The 22,862-nt window shown below is 58.1% G+C and carries 17 protein-coding genes; 3 read left to right on the forward strand and 14 right to left on the reverse strand.

Annotation, left to right across the window (positions count from 1 at the left end; genetic code table 11):
* The first annotated feature begins 41 nt into the window (after positions 1–41).
* The 3 genes from pepN to E5201_RS10475 all read left to right on the forward strand — a co-directional run bounded on the left by pepN (position 42) and on the right by E5201_RS10475 (position 5,970).
* On the forward strand, positions 42–2,678 hold the full coding sequence (gene pepN, locus E5201_RS10465) for an aminopeptidase N (protein WP_140986129.1): 2,637 nt from the start codon (positions 42–44) through the stop codon (positions 2,676–2,678).
* 89 nt (positions 2,679–2,767) lie between these two features.
* Positions 2,768–3,262 carry a response regulator gene (locus E5201_RS10470; protein ID WP_140985959.1) on the forward strand — a complete coding sequence of 165 codons (495 nt, stop codon included), beginning with the start codon at positions 2,768–2,770 and terminating at the stop codon, positions 3,260–3,262.
* A 128-nt stretch (positions 3,263–3,390) separates the two neighbouring features.
* Positions 3,391–5,970 carry a sensor histidine kinase gene (locus E5201_RS10475; protein WP_140985960.1) on the forward strand — a complete coding sequence of 860 codons (2,580 nt, stop codon included), beginning with the start codon at positions 3,391–3,393 and terminating at the stop codon, positions 5,968–5,970.
* Between the two features lie 4 nt (positions 5,971–5,974).
* Here the strand turns inward: E5201_RS10475 and E5201_RS10480 are convergent, their stop codons facing one another.
* The 14 genes from E5201_RS10480 to E5201_RS10545 all read right to left on the reverse strand — a co-directional run bounded on the left by E5201_RS10480 (position 5,975) and on the right by E5201_RS10545 (position 22,862).
* On the reverse strand, positions 5,975–6,532 hold the full coding sequence (locus E5201_RS10480) for a periplasmic heavy metal sensor (RefSeq protein WP_140985961.1): 558 nt from the start codon (positions 6,530–6,532) through the stop codon (positions 5,975–5,977).
* Positions 6,532–6,978: a hypothetical protein gene (locus E5201_RS10485; protein WP_140985962.1), complete on the reverse strand. Its 447-nt coding sequence runs from the start codon at positions 6,976–6,978 to the stop codon at positions 6,532–6,534. The genes E5201_RS10480 and E5201_RS10485 overlap by 1 nt, the downstream gene beginning before the upstream one ends.
* Before the next feature lie 20 nt (positions 6,979–6,998).
* Positions 6,999–7,628, reverse strand: coding sequence for an RNA polymerase sigma factor (locus E5201_RS10490; RefSeq protein ID WP_246050569.1), 630 nt, complete (start codon positions 7,626–7,628; stop codon positions 6,999–7,001).
* A gap of 263 nt (positions 7,629–7,891) precedes the next feature.
* On the reverse strand, positions 7,892–8,773 hold the full coding sequence (locus E5201_RS10495; RefSeq protein ID WP_140985964.1) for a CsgG/HfaB family protein: 882 nt from the start codon (positions 8,771–8,773) through the stop codon (positions 7,892–7,894).
* 197 nt (positions 8,774–8,970) lie between these two features.
* Positions 8,971–11,910, reverse strand: coding sequence for a bifunctional [glutamine synthetase] adenylyltransferase/[glutamine synthetase]-adenylyl-L-tyrosine phosphorylase (locus tag E5201_RS10500; RefSeq protein ID WP_140985965.1), 2,940 nt, complete (start codon positions 11,908–11,910; stop codon positions 8,971–8,973).
* Between the two features lie 28 nt (positions 11,911–11,938).
* Entirely contained in the window at positions 11,939–13,378 is a 1,440-nt protein-coding gene (locus E5201_RS10505) for a sensor histidine kinase (RefSeq protein ID WP_140985966.1), read from the reverse strand.
* A 65-nt stretch (positions 13,379–13,443) separates the two neighbouring features.
* Entirely contained in the window at positions 13,444–14,124 is a 681-nt protein-coding gene (locus tag E5201_RS10510) for a response regulator transcription factor (RefSeq protein WP_140985967.1), read from the reverse strand.
* Between the two features lie 90 nt (positions 14,125–14,214).
* Positions 14,215–15,717, reverse strand: a complete 1,503-nt coding sequence (locus E5201_RS10515) for a Do family serine endopeptidase (protein ID WP_140985968.1) — start codon at positions 15,715–15,717, stop codon at positions 14,215–14,217.
* A gap of 163 nt (positions 15,718–15,880) precedes the next feature.
* Positions 15,881–16,366, reverse strand: coding sequence for a cytochrome c-type biogenesis protein (locus E5201_RS10520; RefSeq protein WP_140985969.1), 486 nt, complete (start codon positions 16,364–16,366; stop codon positions 15,881–15,883).
* Positions 16,363–18,345, reverse strand: a complete 1,983-nt coding sequence (locus E5201_RS10525) for a heme lyase CcmF/NrfE family subunit (protein WP_140985970.1) — start codon at positions 18,343–18,345, stop codon at positions 16,363–16,365. Before E5201_RS10525 ends, E5201_RS10520 begins: the two co-directional genes overlap by 4 nt.
* Positions 18,342–18,851 (reverse strand): cytochrome c maturation protein CcmE, encoded by a 510-nt coding sequence (ccmE, locus tag E5201_RS10530; RefSeq protein ID WP_140985971.1) that lies wholly within the window; start codon positions 18,849–18,851, stop codon positions 18,342–18,344. The genes E5201_RS10525 and ccmE overlap by 4 nt, the downstream gene beginning before the upstream one ends.
* A gap of 19 nt (positions 18,852–18,870) precedes the next feature.
* On the reverse strand, positions 18,871–19,941 hold the full coding sequence (gene ccmI / locus E5201_RS10535; protein WP_140985972.1) for a c-type cytochrome biogenesis protein CcmI: 1,071 nt from the start codon (positions 19,939–19,941) through the stop codon (positions 18,871–18,873).
* Between the two features lie 78 nt (positions 19,942–20,019).
* The gene (locus E5201_RS10540) at positions 20,020–21,396 is read right to left on the reverse strand and encodes a hypothetical protein (RefSeq protein WP_140985973.1); all 1,377 of its coding nucleotides are present in this window, start codon (positions 21,394–21,396) and stop codon (positions 20,020–20,022) included.
* A gap of 62 nt (positions 21,397–21,458) precedes the next feature.
* On the reverse strand, positions 21,459–22,862 hold the full coding sequence (locus E5201_RS10545; RefSeq protein WP_140985974.1) for an ATP-binding protein: 1,404 nt from the start codon (positions 22,860–22,862) through the stop codon (positions 21,459–21,461).

Consider the following 22,862-nt stretch of genomic DNA (forward strand, 5'->3'; position numbering starts at 1 on the left):
ATTCTAAAATCCTTTATTTCTTTCAGACCGATTGTATTTTCATGCGCACAGATATTGCCCGCCCCGTCCGTCTTTCCGACTATAAGGCACCGGATTTCCGTATCCTTGAGACGCATCTCAGCTTTGACCTCATCCCTGAGGCTACGCGCGTTACAGCACGCCTTGAGATCGAGCGCATTGGTGCCAGTGATGCCCCTCTGGTGCTGCTGGGTGAGCGCCTGAAACTGATCTCTCTGACGCTCGATGGTGCACCACAAACGGCGGACATCACGCCGGAGACCCTGACGCTTCCGGACGTGCCTGACCGGTTCACTCTGGAGACCGAAGTCGAGATCAACCCGAAAGACAACAAGACCCTTGAAGGGCTTTATATGTCCTCGGGCCGCTTCTGTACGCAGTGCGAGGCCGAAGGCTTCCGCAAGATCACCTATTTCCCTGACCGCCCCGATGTCCTGTCGAAATATACCGTGCGCATCGAAGCGCCAAAGGCCGGTTTCCCGCACCTGTTGTCCAACGGCAATCTCATCGACAGCGGTGATCTTCCCGAAGGTCGTCACTTTGCCCTGTGGGAAGACCCGTTCTTTAAGCCTGCCTATCTGTTTGCGCTGGTGGCCGGTGAGTTGGATGTCCTTGAGGATGATTTCACCACCGCCTCAGGCCGTAAGGTTGATCTGAAAATCTATGTCGATACCGGCATGAAGGATCGCGCGACCTATGCCATGGATGCCTTGAAACGCTCAATGAAGTGGGACGAAGACACCTATGGCCGCGAATATGACCTTGACCTGTTCATGATCGTCGCCGTGCGTGATTTCAACTTTGGGGCCATGGAAAACAAGGGCCTGAATATATTCAACGCCTCCTTGCTGCTGGCCGATCCCGACACAGCCACCGACCTTGATTATGAGCGCATCGAAAGCGTTATCGCCCACGAATATTTCCATAACTGGTCGGGCAATCGCGTCACCTGCCGCGACTGGTTCCAGCTCTGCCTCAAGGAAGGCCTGACCGTTTTCCGCGATCAGGGCTTTTCCGGCGATATGCGCGGCACGGCGGTCGCCCGTATTAAGGACGTGAAGATGCTGCGTGCGCGGCAATTCCCCGAAGATGCCGGTCCCCTCGCCCATCCCGTGCGTCCGTCATCCTATTTCAAGATCGACAATTTCTATACCGCTACCATCTATGAAAAGGGTGCGGAGATTGTCGGCATGCTGAAAACCGTGGTTGGCCCCGCAACCTACCGTAAGGCGCTGGATCATTATTTTGAAACCAATGACGGTACCGCCGCAACGCTTGAGGATTTCCTCAAAAGCTTCGAAGTCGTGACCGGCGAGGATTTCTCGCCCTGGCTCAAATGGTACACGCAGGCTGGTACGCCAGCCTTAAGCATAGACTCCCATTACGATGCCGCAAATCAGCGACTGACCCTGACCTTCACGCAACACACCGCGCCCACACCGTCGCAGCCCCAGAAATCCGCCCTACCCCTTCCGGTGCGGCTCGGCCTGCTGACCGAAAACGGTGCCCCATTAGGCTTCACCGTCGATGGCGTTGCGCATACGGATTATCTCTATGTTCTGACCGGCGACAAGGCCGAACTCGTTCTTGAAAACGTCAGCGCCGAGCCGGTGATCTCCGCTCTGCGTCATTTCACTGCACCGGTTAAGCTTAGCCTTACCGAACCGGATAGCCACAAGTTCGCCCGTTTCAAAGGCGACAGCGATCCCTTCAACCGTTGGGAAGCCGCGCAGGTACTGGCCCGCACCCTTATCCTTGATGCTCAGGGCGACGCCAGCGCTTACGCCACCGCCCTGCGCGCCACCCTCAAGGACAGCACACTGGATCAGGCCTTCAAAGCCCTGATAATCGGCCTGCCGACGGAAACCGATCTGGCTCAGGCCATGTCACCGGTTGATCCTCAGTTCATCCACAGCCGCCGCAAAGCCTTTAAATCAGCCCTGTCCCATAGCCTCTATGACGACCTGATTGCACTTTACGAAAGCCTTGATGACGCGGGCGACCGCATGGACAATCCGCAACCTTTCAGCCCCGACGCGGCATCGGCGGGCCGTCGCGCCTTACGCAACGCCTTGCTTGACCTGCTGCTCGCCGGGCATGCTCAGGCCGATGCTGATCGTCAGGCGCATCTGGAAGGGCGTCTGCAATATCATTATCAACTCTCGCACAACATGACCGATGCCATGGCCGCCTTGAACGGCTTCACCTATATTCATGGGGAAACCTATGATCAGGCGCTGGCGCATTTCTATGAGATGGAAAAGACAGAGCCTCTGGTGATCGACAAATGGTTTGCCGTTCAGGCCGCCTGTGCGCATCCTGAAACCCTTGACCGGGTCGAACGACTGATCAGCCATCCCGACTTTGATGCCCGCACCCCTAACCGCTGGCGCGCCGTGGTTCAGGCCTTCGCCAGCAATAACCCCGCTACCTTCCATCATCCGTCAGGTAGGGGTTATGACTTTGTGGTCAATCAGATCCTCAGCGTCGATAGATTCAATCCGATGACAGCGGCGCGTCTGGTGGACGTCTTCAGTGCTCATAAACGCTATGCGGCCCCTTATGGCGATCTGATGCGTGCGGCCCTTGAACGCATAGCCAAAAGCGAAAACCTGTCGAAAAACGTCGCTGAACTGACCGAAAAAGCGCTGAGAGGCTGACAGGCGCACAGGCCGTTAACACAACCCGTTAACGGCTTACCAAACCCTTGTGGATATATTGCCCTGAAAGACTTTAAGGAGTGGCCGCTGTGGCGGGACTTGAGCGTGTCAGATTTCTTGTGGTTGACGACAACAGTCACATGCTCAACATCGTCAAAACCATCCTGCGCGGGTTTGGTGCGGTCTTTATCTTCGAAGCCCGCGACGCTTCTGACGCCTTCTCACGCCTGAAAAACGATTCAATTGATATCGTCATTGTTGACTTCATGATGGAGGTGCTTGATGGCGTCGAATTCGTGCATATGGTGCGCAATTCCTCCGATAGCCCGAACCGCTACGTGCCGGTCATTATGCTGACCGCCCATTCCGAACGCTCACGCGTAACTCAGGCCCGCGATGCCGGAGTCAATGAGTTCTGCACCAAGCCGGTAACGGCGCTGGAACTGTTTCGCAAGATCACTGCCATCATTGAACACCCGCGTCCCTTCATTAAGACCGACACCTATTTCGGCCCGGATCGCCGTCGTCGTCAGAAGGCTGATTACAATGGCCCCGAAAGGCGGAAAAACAAAAGAGACATATAATCCGCCCACGGCATCCACAGCTTATTTGGCGATCAGCATTCATTAATTCTTAAGACATCTCGACATTAGGTTAACGAAGCATTTACCCTGTTTATTAACGCGAATCGGCCCGGGACCTCTTAACGGTAATGAAACACCACAGGGAAAATGCGGCAGCGTTACGGGACACACTTAACCCCGAGCGTGACAAGGCTTCCGGCTTTGGCCTTCTGACGCAAATCGCGCCGAATATTCCCGCCTGGATGCGTATCAGCGGCCTATCGCTGTGCCTGCTGCTAGTCTGTGTCGTCACCCTGTCCACGGCCAAACTTTCGGGTGACCTGCCAACCGATCAGGCCTTGCGCGACACCCAGACCCTGCAACAGGCCCGCCTCAATGCCGCGCGTCTTGATGGCCGCCTGAGCGTTCTCCACAGCCTGATGCAGACAATTCCTACGGGAGCGGACAGCGGCCAAACCCTTGCGGCGCTTGAAAATATCGTCAAACAATCCAATGGCGCCATCACCGGTCTGGCCATTATTCGCCCCGATGGCGAAGTGCTGGTGCGCACCGGTGACGACGACCAGCCTCTGTTGCAACAGGCCGCCCGTGCAACCGACAAAAGCTTTGACCTTGTCCCCGTCACGTCCCGCCTGTCACCAACCCCTCAGGCCTATGCCGTTCTTACCCCCGGCCCCGGTCGCCCGAAAATTGTCGCCCGCCTGTCGGCGCGTCTGATGAATGGGGAAAACGGCCGCGAGCGCCTGACGGCCCTGCTGAACAACGAAGGCGTCATCGTCCTGTCCTCAGATGAACGTCTGAACGGGCAGGATGTCAAAAAGGCGCTGGCGCTCAGCCCTCAGCAAATCCATAATAATGCCGGTTCCGGCACAGTCGCACAGGGCGCATTGACCGAAGGCGGGTTTGTGCGGGTCGCCAGCGCTACCGGCGATATGCTGGGCTTTACCACCTTACAGGCCGTCCCCGCCGGTCGTATCAGCACGCCCCTGAGCGGCTGGATCAAGGGCGGATTACTGGTCGGCGGGCCGTTGCTCATTGGCCTGATCAGCGCCTGGCTCCTGTATCTGCAAGGACGCGGCAGCGCGCAGGCAAAACGCAGGCATATCGAAAACGAAGAACGCTACCGTCTGGCGGTCGAAGCGGCGCATTGTGGCATATGGGACTGGGACCTTGAGCAGGATCTGGTCAATATGTCCGATGTCACCGGCGTCATGTTCGGCTGGGGTGGCGGCGGCGTGGCCAGCACCGAAGAAATCCTCTCACGCATTGCTCCGGAACATCGCGACCTGTTCCGTCAGGCGCTGCACACGGCCCGCTCTACCGGCGCGCTGGATGTCTCTTTCCGCGTGCCTAACGACACGGCACGCGCCCTGTGGATCGACGCACGCGGTCAGGCGACCGGCAGTCGGGGTGCCAACGGGTTTACGCGCTTTAGCGGCGTTGCGCTTGATGTGTCGCGCGAACGCATGGCCCAGTCCCGCGCCCAAAGGGCCGAGACCCGCCTGACCGACGCCATCAACAGCGTGTCCGACGCCTTTGTCCTGTGGGATCGCAAGGGTCGCCTTCTGATGTGGAACGCCACTTTCGGCCGGACGTTCAGCATTGATGAGCGCTTCCTGCGTCAGGGAACGCCACGCGACCTGATCGAACAGGTCATGCAGATATCTATCCGCCGCAGCCAGCCCGCCGCGGATAACCGCGAAGGCATTGTCGAAACCGAACTGAATGACGGGCGCTGGATACAAATCTCCGAAAGTCGCACCGCCGAAGGTGGGCGCGTCGTATCAGGCACGGACATCACCGCCGTCAAGCTTCAAGAAGAGATGAGCCGTCGTGGCGAAGAACAGCTTCAGGGCATGGTCGATAAGCTGGAGCAAAGCCGCCGCAAGGAGGCCGATCTGGCACGTAAATACGAGCTGGAAAAACTGCGCGCCGAGGCCGCCAATCAAGCCAAGAGCGCGTTTCTCGCCAATATGAGCCATGAGTTGCGCACGCCGCTGAACGCCATTAACGGCTTCTCTGAGATCATGGCCTCTGAGATGTTCGGTCCGCTCGGGCATAACCGTTACAAGGAATATTCCGCAGATATCCTCAGTTCCGGCCAGCACCTTCTGGCGCTGATCAATGATATTCTCGATATGTCAAAGATCGAGGCCGGTAAGTTCAACCTTAATTTCGAGCCGCTGGCCATCGATGAGGTCGTCGAGGACACCTTGCGCCTGATCCGTCAGCGGGCGGAAAAGGCAGGCCTGAAACTGCGTGTTCACCTGCCGCAATTGCCGGAAATCGAGGCCGATTTCCGCGCCCTGAAACAGGTACTGCTCAATATCCTGACCAATGCCGTCAAGTTCACCCCCTCCGGCGGTTCGGTGACCATCTCAGCGGTTTCGACCGACAATAATGTGCATCTCTATATCGCCGATACCGGTATTGGCATCGAGGCAGAAAATCTGAACCGGCTGGCCAAGCCCTTTGAGCAGATTGAAAACCAGTTTTCCAAGACGCGTGAAGGCACCGGTCTGGGGCTGGCCCTCACCAAGTCTCTGATTGAGTTACATGACGGCTCTCTGGAAGTGGATTCCAACGTCGGTCAGGGCACAACCGTCAGCATCATCCTGCCGATCACCCGCAAGCCGGACACAGACCTCAGCCACACAGACGACGGCTCACAGGAACCCACGCCCCCTGCGTCAGCTCTGGCCTCCTAACGGTTTATTTCGCGCTGGCCTTGCTCTGCGCCACCGCTGATGTCCCTTGGGCCGCCGCCTCTTCCGCCTTCTTAAGGTCATGCAGAGCCTTATGACGGGCACGGAACGGTGTGCGCACCAGATGCTCGGTAACAATGGCCCGATCCGCTGCCGGCAAATCGATCAGCAGCCCCACCACAGCGGTTTCAATCTTGTCCTTGGCACGGCTTTCAGCCGCACGGGCCTTGCTGATTTCGGCCTGAGCGGCCACGGCATCGGGTGTGTCACTCAGAAGGATTTTCACCGCCGCATTGCGATGGTCACGTCCGGCCTGCATGTCCGATTCACCATCAAGCGCCGCCGCCGTCACGATCTTACGCACCTTTTCGCTGCTGTCCGGCGAAAGCCCGTCTGTCAGATAGTGCATGGCCGGTTTCTTCTGGTGATTGGCAGGCAATATCTTGCACTTGTCATTGGCAATATAGCCAAGCCCTACCCCTGCCCCGATCAGGAACAGATTGAGCGCTATGGAGGCCCCAAGCCAGACCTTCAGCGATTTCGGTTTTACAGGCTGTGTCGTCATTACCAGTTTTCCAGATCAATCATGCTGGAGGCGGCAAGCACCTCCTCAACGCGCATGTCAGTTGCACTCATCAAGCCGATATTAATGCCCACGATCATACCGGCGGCACAGGCCGCCATCAGGCCCAGCCCCGTCGCCAGCAGAAAGCCGGGGCTGGGTCGCACCGGACGGGCAAAGGCCAGTATCTCCGCCGAACTTTGCAAGCCCGGCATCAAACGCGCCAAGGTCTCCCAATGCAGGGTCTCAGAGGGCTGAAGCGGACGCGACATATCCAGAAACATATCTGTTTCGCGCGCCGCTCCCATCAGGGCCTGCGCTTTTTTGGGCTGGCGCTCCATAAAGTCGATGGCCGCCTGACGCTCATGGTCGGGCCAGGATTGCGGGCGCACCCCATAGGCTTCGACAATCGCCCTAAAGCGGTCTGAACGCATTGTTTTTCGCATCATTTCGGGGCTCCTTTCTTTCCTTAAGCGGTGCGTTGGGTTGTTTTTGAAATGGCCTTAAAGGCGGTACCGTCAGATGAGGCGACAGCGTCATGCCCCAAAAGATTCTGCTGCTGCCCCGCCAGAAGTGCCCTTAGTTGTCTGCGTCCTCGCGACAAGAGGCTTTCCAGCGCATCAACGGATATATCCATCAGGCTGGCCGCTTCGATGTTCGATAATTCCTGATAATAACACAGCACAATGGCCAGTTTTTGCCGCTCCGGCAGGGCGTTCAATGCGGCCTCAACCTGTGCGCTGACCTCGACCTGATCCAGACGTTTTGCGGGATCAGCCTGTTCATCGACCAGTTCAATATCCGCCGCATCGACCATATCCCGACGCTTGCGCAGACGATCATAGCAAAGATTGACAGCGACCTTATGCAGCCAGGTATCAAGCTTGGCCCGTCCGGGAACCCAGTGTCCGGCTTGTTTCCACAAACGCAAAAGCGCTTCCTGCGCCACGTCTTCGGCCTCAGCCGCATCGCCCAGCAACCGGCGCGCAAGCGCCAGCATGCGCGGTAATTTGCGCGTCACAAGGGTCTGGGTCGCGGCGATATCGCCCTGACCCACCCTGTTTATCAGTTCCTCATCCGGATCCAAATGCGCTGTCATTGTGTCACGTGCGGCCCGTCCTGCCTCCGCAGGCTGTTCCCTGTCCGCAGCTTGCCCCCCCTTTATGAGCGTCAGATGCTGTCTGGTCAAATCTTGTCTGGTCATAACCGTTATCATGAACCGTTATGAAAACGGCCCTAATGCCTGTTTGCCCGATCACCCGTGACGGACCTGATAGTTCTTTTTACGTAAGATTTATTCGTTTCCGTCGAAAATCAGGAAAAACTGTGCCTGTACACCACATGCCCAAGGCCATAACCCACTCACTTCTCGTGCGACAGGCCCTTCGCGTGCGCCAGATTGGCCGGTAAATAGCTGGAATCCCTTTCTTTCTGGTAATGCCAGACATAGGGCCAGCCCGCGCTGGTATCCTGAAACTCCCACAGCTTCAGCTCAACACCCTCCATCACCAGACCATAGACGGCGTGCTCCACCGCCTGCTGCAATACCATCAGGCGCGGCTCATTCAGTGTCATACCGGCCTCGGCCTCAAGCAGCTTCTTGAAACCGACATAGCGAAAAGCCCCGCCCCCCAGCGCATAGGATGAAATGGTCTGGCTTGAGGTAATAGTCGTCAGAACCTCGCCCGTGCGCACCGAAACGGCCCGCAGATAGACCGTAACCACATCCTGACGGTACTGGGTACGTGCGCTGATGCCCAGGTAACCGGCCCCTATGCCGCCGGTGACCGTATTTGAGTCATATCCGATAATTCCGCCCTCAAGCAGGACACCGGCAAACAATAATGACGGCAGCACTTGCGGGTCATAGCCTTTTTCCCCCAGATACATCTCGCGCATATTATGGATAACACGCCGCTCCTGCATCAGGCGGCCAACCTGTTCCCGCTCGACAATGGTGAACCAGCGCGACTTGCCGGCATCCTCCAGCGCCCTGACCAGCACTGATGTGCTGCCTTGGGTGACCGCGCTGGAAAAGCTCTGTCCGACGGATGACTGACGAAACTGTCCGGTCTGATCCGTAAAGCCATATACGGCCACAGCTACGGGGCGATTTGGCGGCGGCAGATCAAAAAGCGCACGACGGGTGGGGGCAATTTCCTGCAAGGTCGGCGCTAGTGACAGGCCATTCGACCCCTTGAGTGGCGCGCCATTCTGCACGGGCGATGAAGCGCACCCGACCATTGCGCAGGCCGCCAGAATAAGCGACAGCGCTCTGCCTGATCGCTTCCGATCCTGTGTCCTGGCCCTTGAAATGATGCGCCCCCTTTTGTGCCCCGCATAAATGCAAGAGATCACAAGCCGTAAAAATAACACCGTTTCACAATAGATTCAATCGGTGTCACCACATTTCCCCTTTCTGGAGAAGGACTTAGAGACGGTCAGGGGATTACCACGGCCTCAAAAGCGTCACGGGCGCGTTTTCTGATCTCTTTCAGCTTGTTTTCAAGCGTATCAAGGCGACGCGTGTGTACCGCCCGGGCCAGTTTACGCTGAAACGCCTCGGATTCGCTGCGCGGATCGTGATCGGCCTCAAGCGATATGCGCATGATCTGGGCCAGAGCCTGCTGCACCTTCCAGGCACTCGAGAGGGCTTCGATATGCTCAGCTGGCGCCAGCCCCGCCCGCTGCATGGCCGACAGCGCTGCCAGCGTCGAAACGCGCAACGGTCCGCCATTGGCCGCATGGATCAGTTGCAGATACTGGGCGGCAAACTCGCAATCAACCTGACCACCGACCGACAGCTTGAAATCCCAGAAACTTTTGGCGGGGCGCTCACGTTCCATGAGCGCACGCATGTCCAGTACATCCTGAGCGGTTTTTGACGCCGACCGGCTTGAGCGCAGCACGGTTTCAATCTTCAGGCGCACCAGATCGGCAAAGTCCTCATCCGACGCCCAGACCACCCGCGCACGGGTCATGGCCTGAAACTCCCAGGTATCGGCATCCTTGGTATAATAGTTTTCAAATGCCGCCAGAGACACCGCCACCGGCCCCTTCGCCCCTGTAGGCCGCAGTTTCATGTCAATTTCGTACAGCAACCCTTCGTGGGTCGGTGCCGATAGTCCGGCAATCAGGCGCTGGGTAAAGCGGGCAAAGAAAGTCTCCGAACCCCATTGCTTCAGGCTTGACACCTCAGACGGATCATCCGGCAAATAGATGATCATCAGATCAAGGTCAGACCGCGCGGTCATTTCCTGCGACCCGAGTTTCCCCAGAGCCACAACCGCCACATGGCCCGACAGATCGCCCCCCTGACGATGCACTTCCTCAAGGCTTAAGGGCGCCAGATGGTTGATACAGGCGTCCGCCAGACGGGCATAGGCCGCGCCTGCCGCCTCGGTCGTCAGGCGGGCATTGAGCACCTGCATGCCGATACGGAACTGCTGTTCACGGCACACACGACGCAAAGCGTTCATGACGCTTTCGAGGTCCTGTGGTTCGCGCGCCACCTCATCGGCAATCAGGCGATCGACATCTTCACCCAGCGGATCAAAGAATCCGGCGTCAAGCATAGCGTCGAAAATGGTAGGATAGCGCGACAGAAAGGTCGCCAGACGCGGGCTGAAGCCCATGATCTCGACGATGGTATTAAACAGCTTGGGATTGGCGAGAAACAGCGACTGTATCTGCACCCCGGCCGTCAGATTGGAGAAAAAGGCCGCAAAACGCGTAAAGGCCTGATTGGGCGAACCGGTCTCATTGACGGCATCAAGCAACTTTGGCACCAGACGCGTAAACAGCTCACGACCGCGTTCGGTACGCGTGGCCGGAATACGCCCATGGTGCCATGAACGGATAGTCGCACTGATCTGTGACGGATTATCAAATCCCATCCGCTCCAGCGTTTTCAGGGTCTCTGGGTCATCGTCAACACCGGTGAACACCAGACTGCCGAACGAAGACGACAGGTCTTCGGATTCCGAGAACAGTTCGCCATAATGGCTATTGACCAGCTTCAGGGTGCGCGACACCGCCAGATCGTAGCGACTGAGGTTCGAGAAACCCGACAGGGCCCCGACATTCAGCCGCTCTTCTTCGGATTGCGGCAGGGTGTGGGTCTGCTCGTCATGGATCATCTGCACGCGATGTTCCCAGTCGCGCAGACGGATATAGGCGGCCTTAAGTTCCTTGGCCACCGCCGGCGCCAGATGTCCGGCCCGACGCAGGGCATCCAGCGCATCAAGTGTGCGGCGTGATCGCAGGGACGGGTCACGCCCGCCAAGGATCAGTTGCTGCGTCTGAACGAAGAACTCGATCTCGCGAATCCCGCCTACCCCAAGCTTGAGGTTCGCGCCCGCCGGATCAAGACGATCCGTGACCTTGTGAACATGGATTTGGCGTTTGATGGAGTGAATATCGGCAATCGCCGGATAGTCGAGACTGCGTCGCCAGATAAACGGCGATAGTGACTGCATGAACAGCTTCGCCTCGACCGGATCTCCGGCCATGGCGCGTGCCTTAATAAAGGCTGCCCGTTCCCAGTTTTGCCCGACGGTCTCATAGTAATTCAGCGCGAACGGCACGGAAACGACCGTCGGTGTCGAAGACGGGTCAGGCCTCAGGCGCAGATCGACACGGAACACATAACCGTCGCCGGTACGATCAGAGAGAATATTGGACACCCGCCGCGCCAGACGGTCAACAAACGGCTGCGGCTCAAGGCCGTCATTGAGCGGCAGTTCCTCCAACTCACAGAAAAAAGTGATGTCGATGTCCGAGGAATAGTTAAGCTCGCCCGCCCCGTGCTTACCCATGGCCAGCACAAAAAGGCCCGGCAAGACACCGCGTTCACCGGCGGGATCATAGGCCTTAAGCCGCCCGCGATCGCGTTCTTCACGCACCGCCAGCGCAATCGCCGCTTCGGTCACCGCATCAGCAAAGCGCGTCAGGGCCGCCGTCACATGATCGAGATTCCACACATCTCCCAGATCGGCCAGCGCCGTCAGAAGATGGGTATCGGCCTTGAGCTGACGCAGCTTTTTCTTGGCCGCATCCGTATCCGGCGGTGTTTCGGCATTAAGCGCATCGTGCGTCAGGGCCTCAGTGGCCAGCAATATGGCCTTAAGGCGCGCTTCGGGTGCCGACACAAGGGTTTCATGCAGACGCTTCGGATCACGGCGCATGAGAGACGCCAGATAAGGTGACGAAGACACCACCGGTGCCAGAGCCGGTTTGGCGCGCTCAAAAACATCTGTCCAGCCGTCTGTGTCCGCATCCTCAGCAATAGCTTCGAAATTATGCGCTACCGCCCCTTCGTTCAGCACGGGGCCGCAGGGTTGCAGGCGATCAATCAGCGGGGCGAACAGTATATCTTTCATCAACTCGCTAGGTCTGGAACGGATGTTTTTACACAGGCGGCAAGACCAGAGCCGTTCTCAAGCCCGGCCCCCTGTTTACATATATACCCTTTTTATAGATTCCCGGGCCTTCGTCTATGGCTAATCGCCCGCCATGTGCACGGGCCACAGCTTCAACAAGGGATAAACCGAGCCCCACCCCCGGTAAGGAGCGGCTGCTTTCCAGCCTGACAAAGCGCCCGATGATGCGTAACCGATCGGCTTCCGGCACCCCCTGCCCCGTATCGGTCACGGAAAATTCAACGTCTCCGCCTGAGGTTTGCCGCAACCGGAAGGTAATACCGCCGTTTTCGGTATATTTAATGGCATTATCCAGAAGATTGGACAGCGCCTGCGCCAGAAAATCGCGGTTGCCATACACCTTAAGATTACTTGCAAATTCCGTATCAAACGCGAGGCCCTTGTCCTGCGCCAGAGGCTCGAACAGTTCCGCCATATCACAGGCCAGTGCCTGCGCATCGAAGAGCTGCGGATCAGGGGCCTTGCCCTGCGCCTCCAGACGCGACATAGCAAACACGGTCTGAAAGGTGCGCAGCAACTGATCGGTGTCGGCCAGCGCCCGCTCAAGCACATCCGGTGCCTGTGCGGCATCGGTTTCCACCTCATAAAGCGCCACCTCCAGCCGGGTTCGCAGGCGTGATAATGGCGTCCTCAGGTCGTGCGCAATAGCATCACCGGCATATTTCAGGTTACCAATAGTGCCTTCCATCCGGTCCAGCGTGTCATTAATCCGCTCGGCCAGCGCATCAAATTCGTCACCGGACTCCCGCAATACCACCCGCGCCTTGAGATCCCCCTCCTTGACGGCATCAAGCACCTTCATCAGGTCATGCACCGATCGGGAGACTTCGCGGTTAATCAGCAAACCGGCCATCAGCCCCAGCACGATCAAAAGCCCCGCGCCACCCCAGATCGCCTTAACCCCCATGTGCCAGCCGCGATCCGCCCATGAGGTATCCATGGCCACATAGAGACGCGTGTCCGGCCCGAGGCGCACCACCTGACCGCGCAGATAAAAGGACTTGCTGCCCGGCGGGTCTATCCGCTGCTGAACGGGTTCAGAATCCTGCGCCCCAACCGCTGACATAGGGACCGCATCAGCCAAACCGCCCTGCGACACCAGATCCGTCGCCCGCCGGTTTTGCGCCGTGACCTGCCCCTGATCATTATGCACCTGCTCGACCATAAACCAGTCAGGACTGTCGTCATGTGCAATTATACGCCGCAGGGCCTCAGGGCCCTGAACCTCATAGATATCGCGAAAATGCTCAACCCGCATCCTGACCCGCATATCGGTCAGGGCACGGGTTTCCGCAGCATTGGCAAAATAGAAATAGCCGAAGATCATGCCCGCCACAAAGGCATAGACGACAATAAACAACAGCGTCAGGCGGAACGGCGTCTGCCGCAGAAAGCTGCGCCAGGACATAGGTTTGACTTGCAGAGGCGGTTTGGGCTGGAGAGGCCTCGGTTGGGGCGTGGGGGATGCCATGCTTAAGGCAACAACTGATAGCCTTCACCGCGCACCGTATGCAGCATCGCGCGGTCAAAACCCTTATCCAGCTTAGCCCTCAGGCGCGACACATGCACGTCGATGACATTGGTTTGCGGATCGAAATGGTAGGCCCAGACCTTCTCAAGCAGCATGGTGCGCGTCACGCTGCGACCGGCATTGCGCATGAGGAACTCAAGCAACTGAAATTCGCGCGGCTGAAGGTCAATTTCCTGATCGCCGCGCCTGACAATACGCGTAATCAGGTTCATCTCCAGCGCGCCGACCTTCAGCACAGCCTCAAGCCCGCCCGTGCCATTATCCTTGCGCCGCGCCAGCGCTTCGACACGCGCCACCAGTTCGACAATAGCATAGGGTTTGGTCAGGTAATCGTCAGCACCGGCCTTAAGGCCATAGACACGATCCTCAAGCTCACCCAACGCGCTTAAAAACAGGACCGGAATATCGATGCCTTCCTGCCGCGCCCGCTCAAGCAGGGCAATCCCGTCAAGCCCCGGCATCATGCGATCCAGTATGACCACATCAAACGCACCGGCGCGTAAGGCTCTCAGGCCCGTTTCCCCATCATGCGTCAGGGTGGCGTGAATGTTAGCCTCACGCAGGCCTTTCTGCATGGTCAGGGCCGCGTCCACGTCATCTTCAACAATCAGAACCTGCGTCATGCGACCTCCCCTTTTTCTTCGCATAATAAGAAAAAAAGCGGCCCCGTAAACCTGCGGAGCCGCTTATCTTTCTTACATTTTTGCAATCATCTATTTCAGGCTGAGCGGCAGCGGAATATTGCTTCCGTTACGGTTCACCAGAAGCAGAATGCTTGGGCGTCCCTCAGCCTTAAGATCGGTAACGATCTTGTTGAGGGCTTCACGGCTGGTCACCGCCTGATTATTGGCCCGCACGATCACGTCACCGGCCCGAAGGCCCTTCTTACCCGCGTCACTGGTGCCCTCAACCTCAAGCACCACCAGACCATTCACCGTGTCGCTGAGGCTGAAATTGCGACGTGCCGCCGGATCAATCGGGGCCACCTTGATACCCAGAACCGGCTCAAGCCCCTTGGCGTCAGGTGCCACCGGATTGTTGCCCAGCCCCTTGGCCAGCTCATCCTCGGACGGACGCAGGGCAGCGGTAATGGTCACATTGACCAGCTTGTTGTTACGCAACACCTCAAGCGTCAGCTTTTCGCCCGGACGGACATCGGCGACGCGGCGCGTCAGATCCGTAGAGGTCTTGATCGCCTCACCATTGACCTTCTTGACGATATCGCCAACCTGCACACCGGCCTTTTCCGAAGGGCCACCCCGTGCCATATCGGCAATATAGGCGCCATCCTTGTCCTTAAGCGCCAGGCTCTCGGCAATATCATCGGTGACGGCCTGAATGGACACGCCAATATAGCCGCGATCGATCTTGCCACCGGCAATCAGCTTGGAGGTAATGGCCTCAGCCGTATTGGCAGGAATAGCAAAACCGACACCGGCATTGGCACCGGAAGGCGTAATAATAGCCGAATTGACGCCAATCACGCGGCCATTGAGATCAAAGGTCGGGCCGCCGGAGTTGCCGCGATTGATCGCCGCATCGATCTGCATATATTCAACATAGCCCTGCGCCCCGTCAGGACGACCAAAGGCCGAAACGATACCCGCGGTCGCCGTCCCCGACAGACCAAACGGGTTACCCACGGCGACAACCCAGTCACCGACACGCGGGCGGGTTTCGGTTTCAAAGCTCACATAAGGGAAATTCTGGCCATCCACCTTGATGACCGCCAGATCGGTCGCCGGATCACGCCCGATGACCGTTGCCTTAAGCTTGGTTTTATTGGTCAGCTCAACCGTAATCTCATCGGCATTTTCGATGACGTGATTATTGGTGACAATATAGCCATCTGCCGAAATGAAGAAGCCCGAACCGGCACCACGCACTTCGGGGGCTTCGGATTGTTCCGGCAGGCGGAAATCAAAGCCCGGAATAGACGGAATACCTTGCGGCAACTGTGCCTTGCCCTTGGTTTCGATCGATACCACGGCAGGCGACACGCGCTCGATGATGTCGGCAAAGGACATGGGCGCACCGGCAGGCGGGGCCACGGGCTTGACCTCGGCGGTCTTGAGCAGGGTCGCACCGTCATAGCCATTGCTGCCGAAACCCGACACCGCCGCACCGGCAACTGCGGCCCCAAGCATCAGTCCGCCAACGACACCGGCTGCCGTACCCTTATGCTTGAACACCGTATTCAGGAACCTGTTCCCCATTATCGATCCTATTTCATCACTTCTGTGTAAGCGCCTTTAGACAGCACCCTGACGGATAACATAAGCGCTTTTCGGCCTTAGACCAGAGGTTAATCCGGTTTTCAGATGCTTTTTAGTACGCCCGTTCACGAGTTAAGGCTTCTGATACGGCGAAATGATGACGTCAGGATGACCGGTTATTGTCGTCTTCAAGCAGCTTATTAAGCCGCGCACGTTCTTCGGCGGACAGTTCCGCCACGTCTACCGCCCCCTCAGTCTCTGCCGCCTTTCGCGGCAGGCGCAGAAAAATAACCCCGCCAATGATCAGGACAATGACCGGCAAAAACCACAGGGCCAGGGTCGCCGGATTAAGCGCCGGACGAAACAGCACATAGTCGCCATAACGGTCACGCAGGGTCTGACGAATATCAGCATCGCTCAGGCCCTCACGGATGTGCAGGCGAATATCGCGGCGCATGTCGGCGGCAATATCGGCACTGGAACCGGCGATATTTTCGTTCTGACAGACCACGCAGCGCACTTCGCGATAAAGCATCCGCGCACGGGCATCCTGATCGGGGTCGCGCATCACCTCGGACGGCAGAACCGCCGAAGCGATCTGTGTCAACCCGAAGATCATGGCCAGAATGATCAGGATTTTGCGGCTCATACCTTTTTACCCTTCGCCGCCACGCCCAAACGCAGGCGTCGGTCAAACAAGGACAATGTGCCGCCAAGTGCCATCAGTAAAGGCCCAAAGAAAACCAGGCGCGCCAAAGGATGATACAAGGCCCTGACCTGCCATCTGGCCCCCTCAGGGGTCATGACCGGCTCGCCAAGCACAAAGTAAAGATCATCGACAGGGCGGAAACACAGGGCCACTTCGGTGGTCACACTTGAAGACGCCGCATAAAACCGGCGCTCGGGCCGCGCTTCGCAGACCTGACCACGGGCATTGCGTACCGTAATCACCGCCTGATCGGCATCATAGTTTGGCCCCGGCACCTGATTAACATCCTTAAGCGTGACCTGATAACCGGCCACCGTAATCTGCTCGCCAATTCTCAGATTATCGACTGCACTCAGTCGGGTATTGGTTTCCACCACGGCCCCAAGGACAAACACCCCAAGTCCGATATGGGCCAGCACCATGCCATGTGTCGCCAGTGGCAGGGCCTTAAACCGCTTCCAGGCATCTTTCGCGGGAACCTTAAAGACCTGCGTGCGCTCCATAAGCATCTGCACACTGCCGAATATCACCCATCCCCCAAGCAGGAATCCGATGCCGAGGCTTAAGCCCTTAAGCGCTGTCAGATCACGCGTCAGCGCCAGACCAATAACCGCCAGCAGTACACTTAAGCCCGCCGCCCCGACAAGCTGCTTCCAGACCACCTTAAGGTTCCCGCGCTTCCAGGCCATAAGTCCGGCAAACGGCAGCAGAAGCATGGCTACACCCATCGCGGGCACGAAACTTAAGACATAATAGGGCTCACCCACGGAAATCGCCTGCCCCGTCACTGCCTCCATCAACAACGGGTAAAGCGTCCCCAGACACACCGTCGTCAGGGCGACAAAGATCAGCAGATTGTTCAGCACCAGCGTCGATTCACGACTGACATTGGCAAAGACGCCGCCGGAATTGAGCGATCCGGCTCTCAGAGCATAGAGCGTAAATCCTGCACCGGCGGTAATAAACAGGATGATCAGCAGCAAAATCCCGCGTTGCGGATCAACGGCAAAGGCGTGCACCGAGGTCAGCACGCCCGAGCGCACCAGAAACGCGCCCATCATCGAGAAGGTAAAGGCCAGAAGCGCCAGAAACACCGTCCATGACTTCAGGGCGTCGCGCTTTTCCATAACAATGGCGCTATGCAACAGTGCTGTCGCCGCTAACCACGGCATGAACGAGGCATTTTCCACGGGGTCCCAGAACCACCAGCCGCCCCAGCCCAGTTCGTAATAGGCCCAGAACGACCCCAACGCGATCCCGAGCGTCAGAAACACCCATGCCGCCAGTGTCCACGGCCTGACCCAACGCGCCCATGAGCGATCCAGCCGCCCCTCAATCAGCGCGGCCACGGCAAAGGAAAATACCACCGACAGACCGACATAGCCGAGATACAAAAGCGGCGGATGGAAAGCCAGTGCGGGGTCCTGCAACATCGGATTGAGCGAACGGCCCTCAAAGGGGGCCGGATCAATCCGCGCCAGAGGATTGGACGAAAACAGTGTAAAACCGGCAAACAAGGCCCCCAGAAGCGCCTGAACCCCCAGCACCTTGTGCTTGAGGCTTTCCGGTAATCCGCGCCCGAACAGGGTAATCAACGCCCCATAGGCCAGCAGGATCACACACCACAAAAGCATTGAGCCTTCATGGCTGCCCCACGCGCCGGACACCTTATAGAGCATCGGTTTCAGGGTATGCGAATTGTGCGCCACATTGGCGACGGAAAAATCCGAGACGACAAACGCATACAACAGCGCCGCAAAGGCCAGCGCCGCCGCCAGTGCCGCACTTAAGGACAGGCCTTCGCTAAAACGCTCAACGCCGCGACAGACTTTAAACTGTCCGGCCAGCACCAGAAGCACCTGCGCCACACACAGCACAAAGGCCAGCCCCAGACAAAAGGTGCCGAGTTCCGCAATCATTGCATACCCTCGGATGTCGCGCCAAATGGCTTGGGCGCTTCCTTGTATTTCTCGGCATCGGGACGCCATTCGCCCTGTTCCTCAAGGGCTTTTTGCACGTCCTTCGGCATATAGGTTTCATCATGCTTGGCCAGAACCGTCCGCGCTTCAAACGCCGTTTCCGACACAAGCTGCCCTTCGCAGACCACGCCCTGCCCTTCACGGAACAGATCAGGCAAATCGCCCTTGAAACTGACGGTCATTTCCGCCTTCTGATCCATGACCACGAAATGCACGACACCGTTTTCGGCCTTGCGCACACTGCCGTCCTTCACCAGCCCCCCAAGACGCATGTTTTTATGCAGGGGGGCATTGGCTTCAATGGCCTGAGCGGGCGTATAGAAATAGACGACCTGATCCTTCATGACGAACAGGGCCAGCACCACACCGGCAATAAGCACGGGGGCGGCGATCAGAAATATCTTCAGGCGGCGACGTGCCCGCGCTGACTTCGGCCAGAAACCCATTTTTCCTACGCTCTCGATCCTACTGACTACCTACGGGGCGATTTGCTTTTTCGATTATACTGGCCTTTATCTCAGGCCTTTTTTGATAGACGCGTTCAATGTCCGCCAGCACCCGCGCCTCGGACGCCACATCCCCCAGCACACGGTAAGAGCGCAACAGTCGCGCCCAGCCGTCAGGGTTTTCCTGATTGTCCGCCAGACGCGCCTCAAGACCAGCGACCATGCCCGCAATCTGCCCCCGCGTCTGCGCATCCACAGTCTGTGCCTGCTCTAAGGCTGCCAGTTCAGTTTCCACCGCCTGACGCCTTGGGTCACCCACCGGCAATTGCTCACGCAAGCCCCCAAGCATGGCACGCGCCGCCTCAAAGCGCCCCTCGGCAATCAGAACCTTGCCCATATAATACTGCCCCGAAAGGTCATTGGGGTCACGCTTCAGGGCTTCCTCAAACGCGGTCCGCGCATCCGGCCCGCTCTTACCCTCGTTCATCAGGGTCAGGGCCTCGCCCATATTCGACCAGGCTTCGGCATTGTCAGGCGCTTTGGTCACTGCCACACGGAACGACTTCGCCCCGTCATAATAGTCACCGGACATGACCTGAAGCCGCCCAAGAAACATCCAGTATTGCGGGTCTTCGGTATTTTCGGCCGCCTTGCGTTTCAATACTTCTGACAAAGGTTTTGAGGCCATGGTTTCCGGCTGCGTCTCCGCCTGCGCCATCCACGCGTCAAGCCGCTGCTGATAGGGCTGATCCGGCAGTTCCGGCTTACCCGTCACCAGATAAAGCCCCAGCGCACCGCCCGCGATCACAAAAGCCCCGATTAGCCCCAGAAGCGGCGACACAGACCGGCGTGCCCCTTCACCGGCGGCATCCGCCTTGAGCAAGGCACGGGCGGCCTCAAGCTTTTCTTCGTGTGCAAGCGACGCCTCAATAACCCCGTTCGCGACCCGACGATCCATCTCGGCGACAAAGCGGGCATAGTCTTCACGCGCCGTTTGCCGTTCGTCGTCCGGCTGGCGTCGCGTCCACAGCAAGGCCGCCCCCAGCAGGCCTGCGGTCACGATGGCGGAGAGTATGGAAAACAGCAGCATGAGATACGTCAGGGATTTTCGTCTGAAGGTTAAACGAGAGCGTGGCGTTAAACGAGGGTTAAGGCAGGGTTTAACCGCTTAGGCAACCGTTTTCGACCGTTCCCCGCTCCCCAGAGACGCGACACGTCGTCGCGCAAGGTTGGCCTTCGGCGTTCCGCACAAGGCGCCGGTGAGGCAAATCAGGGCCTCAAGCTGGGCACTGATCACCGCTTGCTGATCGGCGTCGGCATCGGCATAAAGCGCCAGCGCCGCCTCAAGATAGGCCTCCAGATAGGCTTCCCCCGCCTCAATGCACTGATTGAGCCGCACGGCATATCCGCCCTGTGCCGCCCCTGCGCCTATATGATGGCAGAACCCGGTCACACCCAAAACCTCGGCCATGGCCGGTTCGGACACAGCCCCCACTATCGGCGTTGCCCCCACCACACGTCCGTGGTGGCGCTCGGCCTTGGTGGGCAAGGCCCGTTCTATCGCTGGCTGCAAGCGTTCGATCTGGCTTTCCACCTGAGCCGCGACCGCCTGACGGATGCGGGCCACCCTTTGCCCCCACGGGCCATCACGGGTCAGTTCAATCGCCGTTTCCATAGTCTGCGTCAGATGCAGGGCCTGCAAGGCCATCTCTGCCGCCTCCGCCAGACGATCGGGTGTCCGTATCAGAGGCATCAGCCGTCTCTGCGCCCCCTCTGCCGCCTCCAGCACACGCTCACCAAACACAGCCAGTTCCGACTGGCTCAAGAACCGGTCATTGGCCCGATCCGAGGCAATACCGACAAAGGCCATAATGTCTGCACCATCTTCGAGATTGGCAAACACCACCTCAAGCCACCGCAGGCCACCGTCCTCCGCCAGACGTCCGGCATCCTTGAATAATATGCGGATCGCCACCGCCTTATCCGCCGTTAGCCGCCCCAGCCATTCCGGCATCTTGCGTATGGCTTCGCGGGCGGTGTGATAGATATCGAGATAGGCGGCAAACTCCGCAATCAGCGCCTGATCATCCGCATCATGGCCTTCAGGCAGCATTAACTCTGGCCGCTGGCGCAGCATCTGCGCTGAGGCGTCAACCAGTTCGGTAAACACCGGCGGCACCGGATCAGACTGGCTGAACCCGCGCATGGTTATGTGCAGACGGGCAAACAGCGCGGTTTGGTGTCTCTCAAGCGCTTTCCACAGATTATCCAGCACCCAGACAGGGAAATGGACACCCGACAAGCCGTCTTCACGCCGTTCAAACATCGGCATGAACGGACGGAAAATCATCGCCTTGATGTCATGGCTCTCCAGTTCCAGGCTGACGATATCATGAACATCCCCCAGCAGGGCATCCTCGGTCAGACCAAGCGCCCGCTCAAGCGACAGCAAGACCTGCACCGGCATGGCCTTCACTACCTGCCGGATCAGGACACGCTTATGCTCCGGCAGTTTTCCTGCGCGCTTTCCTTGGGAGTCTGTCATAGAAAAGCATCCATAAGGACCGCAGTATGCCGCCGTCACGGTTAACAAACCCTGATACCCTTTCAGGTGATGAAATTGGCTGGCAGATTGACCACGGCCTTAAGCCCGCCCAGCGCCGAACGCTCAAAGTGCAGTCGCCCGCCATAGGCACGCACCAGTTCATCGACAATCGACAGACCAAGACCCGAACCGGGCGCACTTTCATCCAGACGCGCCCCGCGTTTCAGCACCTCATCATAGCGGCTTTCCGGCATACCGGGGCCATCATCCTCAATGAGCAACGTCATGCCCTCGGCTTCATTCCCAAGCGAAGCCGTGACCCGAATACGTTTCTGGCACCAGATACAGGCATTCTCCAGAAGGTTACCGGCAATCTCCTGAAAGTCCTGCTTCTCACCCCGAAACGCCAGATTCTCCGGTGCGCGCCAGTCGATAACCACGCCCTTGTCACGGAACACCTGCTCCAGCATCACCGCCAGTTCATCGAGCACCGGCTCCACCGGCGTGCGCTCCCCCATATGCTGGGCGCGGGCAGCGGCACGGGCACGGCGCAGGTGATGATCGACCTGTTCCTTCATCAGCGCCGACTGTTTGCGAATAGCGTCGGCCAAAGGTTCAGGACTATCTCCCGCACTGGTCAGAAGCACCGACAAGGGTGTTTTCAACGCGTGCGCCAGATTGCCAACATGGGTGCGCTGACGTTCCACCACCTCCTGACCGTAACTCAGAAGCGCGTTGATCTGCTCGGTCACGGGCGTGATTTCCATCGGATACTGCCCCTCAAGCCGCGATTTCTGACCCTCTCGCACCTTCCCCAGTTCATCGGTCAGATCAAACAGCGGCCTCAGACCGATACGCACCTGAAGGAAGATGGCAATCAGCGACCCTAAGGCCAGCACCACCAGAGTCGATCCGGTAATCAGGGCAAACTGGCCGACATTGCGGTCGACTTCCGAGCGGTCTTCACCGGCTATAAACAGAAGCGGACGATCCTGAATGCGCAGATAGATGGCCACCTGCCTTAAGGGCTGATCACGTGGCCCTTCGGCGTTATAATAGACCGGCTCCCCACTGGTCTTATCAAGCTTTTCCGGCCCCGTAAGCGTGCGCTCGGCCAGAGACGCCGACTTATGCACTTTCACGACCTTATCCGTCGCATCCAGTTCACTGATCTGCCAGTAAAGCCCCGAATAGATATCGTCGGTGCGGATATTATAAAGCTCAGGTATATCGATACGGCCCTGCGCATCGAACTCCGTATGCGTATAGAGATTGCGCACAATATCGGAAATACCCGCCTGAAAGCGGGTCACGGTCGAATAGTTGAAAAAGGCCGTCAAACCGGCGCTGATCAGTATAAGCGCAAAGATGAACCAGATCGCCGCCAACCGGATCAGCCGCCCGACCAAAGATCCACGCCCCCACAGAGGCGGAATCCGGTCAGGGAGTATCCTGCTTTCAGCCAT

The sequence above is a fragment of the Asticcacaulis tiandongensis genome, assembly GCF_006475605.1.
Lineage (GTDB): Bacteria > Pseudomonadota > Alphaproteobacteria > Caulobacterales > Caulobacteraceae > Asticcacaulis > Asticcacaulis tiandongensis.

Coding starts and splice junctions, on each gene's coding strand:
- pepN (WP_140986129.1), top strand. CDS start 42: ATGCGCACAGATATTGCCCGCCCCGTCCGTCTTTCCGACTATAAGGCA.
- E5201_RS10475 (WP_140985960.1), top strand. CDS start 3,391: ATGAAACACCACAGGGAAAATGCGGCAGCGTTACGGGACACACTTAAC.
- E5201_RS10480 (WP_140985961.1), bottom strand. CDS start 6,532: ATGACGACACAGCCTGTAAAACCGAAATCGCTGAAGGTCTGGCTTGGG.
- E5201_RS10485 (WP_140985962.1), bottom strand. CDS start 6,978: ATGATGCGAAAAACAATGCGTTCAGACCGCTTTAGGGCGATTGTCGAA.
- E5201_RS10490 (WP_246050569.1), bottom strand. CDS start 7,628: ATGACAGCGCATTTGGATCCGGATGAGGAACTGATAAACAGGGTGGGT.
- E5201_RS10495 (WP_140985964.1), bottom strand. CDS start 8,773: ATGGTCGGGTGCGCTTCATCGCCCGTGCAGAATGGCGCGCCACTCAAG.
- E5201_RS10500 (WP_140985965.1), bottom strand. CDS start 11,910: ATGAAAGATATACTGTTCGCCCCGCTGATTGATCGCCTGCAACCCTGC.
- E5201_RS10505 (WP_140985966.1), bottom strand. CDS start 13,378: ATGTCCTGGCGCAGCTTTCTGCGGCAGACGCCGTTCCGCCTGACGCTG.
- E5201_RS10510 (WP_140985967.1), bottom strand. CDS start 14,124: ATGACGCAGGTTCTGATTGTTGAAGATGACGTGGACGCGGCCCTGACC.
- E5201_RS10515 (WP_140985968.1), bottom strand. CDS start 15,717: ATGGGGAACAGGTTCCTGAATACGGTGTTCAAGCATAAGGGTACGGCA.
- E5201_RS10520 (WP_140985969.1), bottom strand. CDS start 16,366: ATGAGCCGCAAAATCCTGATCATTCTGGCCATGATCTTCGGGTTGACA.
- E5201_RS10525 (WP_140985970.1), bottom strand. CDS start 18,345: ATGATTGCGGAACTCGGCACCTTTTGTCTGGGGCTGGCCTTTGTGCTG.
- ccmE (WP_140985971.1), bottom strand. CDS start 18,851: ATGGGTTTCTGGCCGAAGTCAGCGCGGGCACGTCGCCGCCTGAAGATA.
- ccmI (WP_140985972.1), bottom strand. CDS start 19,941: ATGCTGCTGTTTTCCATACTCTCCGCCATCGTGACCGCAGGCCTGCTG.
- E5201_RS10540 (WP_140985973.1), bottom strand. CDS start 21,396: ATGACAGACTCCCAAGGAAAGCGCGCAGGAAAACTGCCGGAGCATAAG.
- E5201_RS10545 (WP_140985974.1), bottom strand. CDS start 22,862: ATGGCTGAAAGCAGGATACTCCCTGACCGGATTCCGCCTCTGTGGGGG.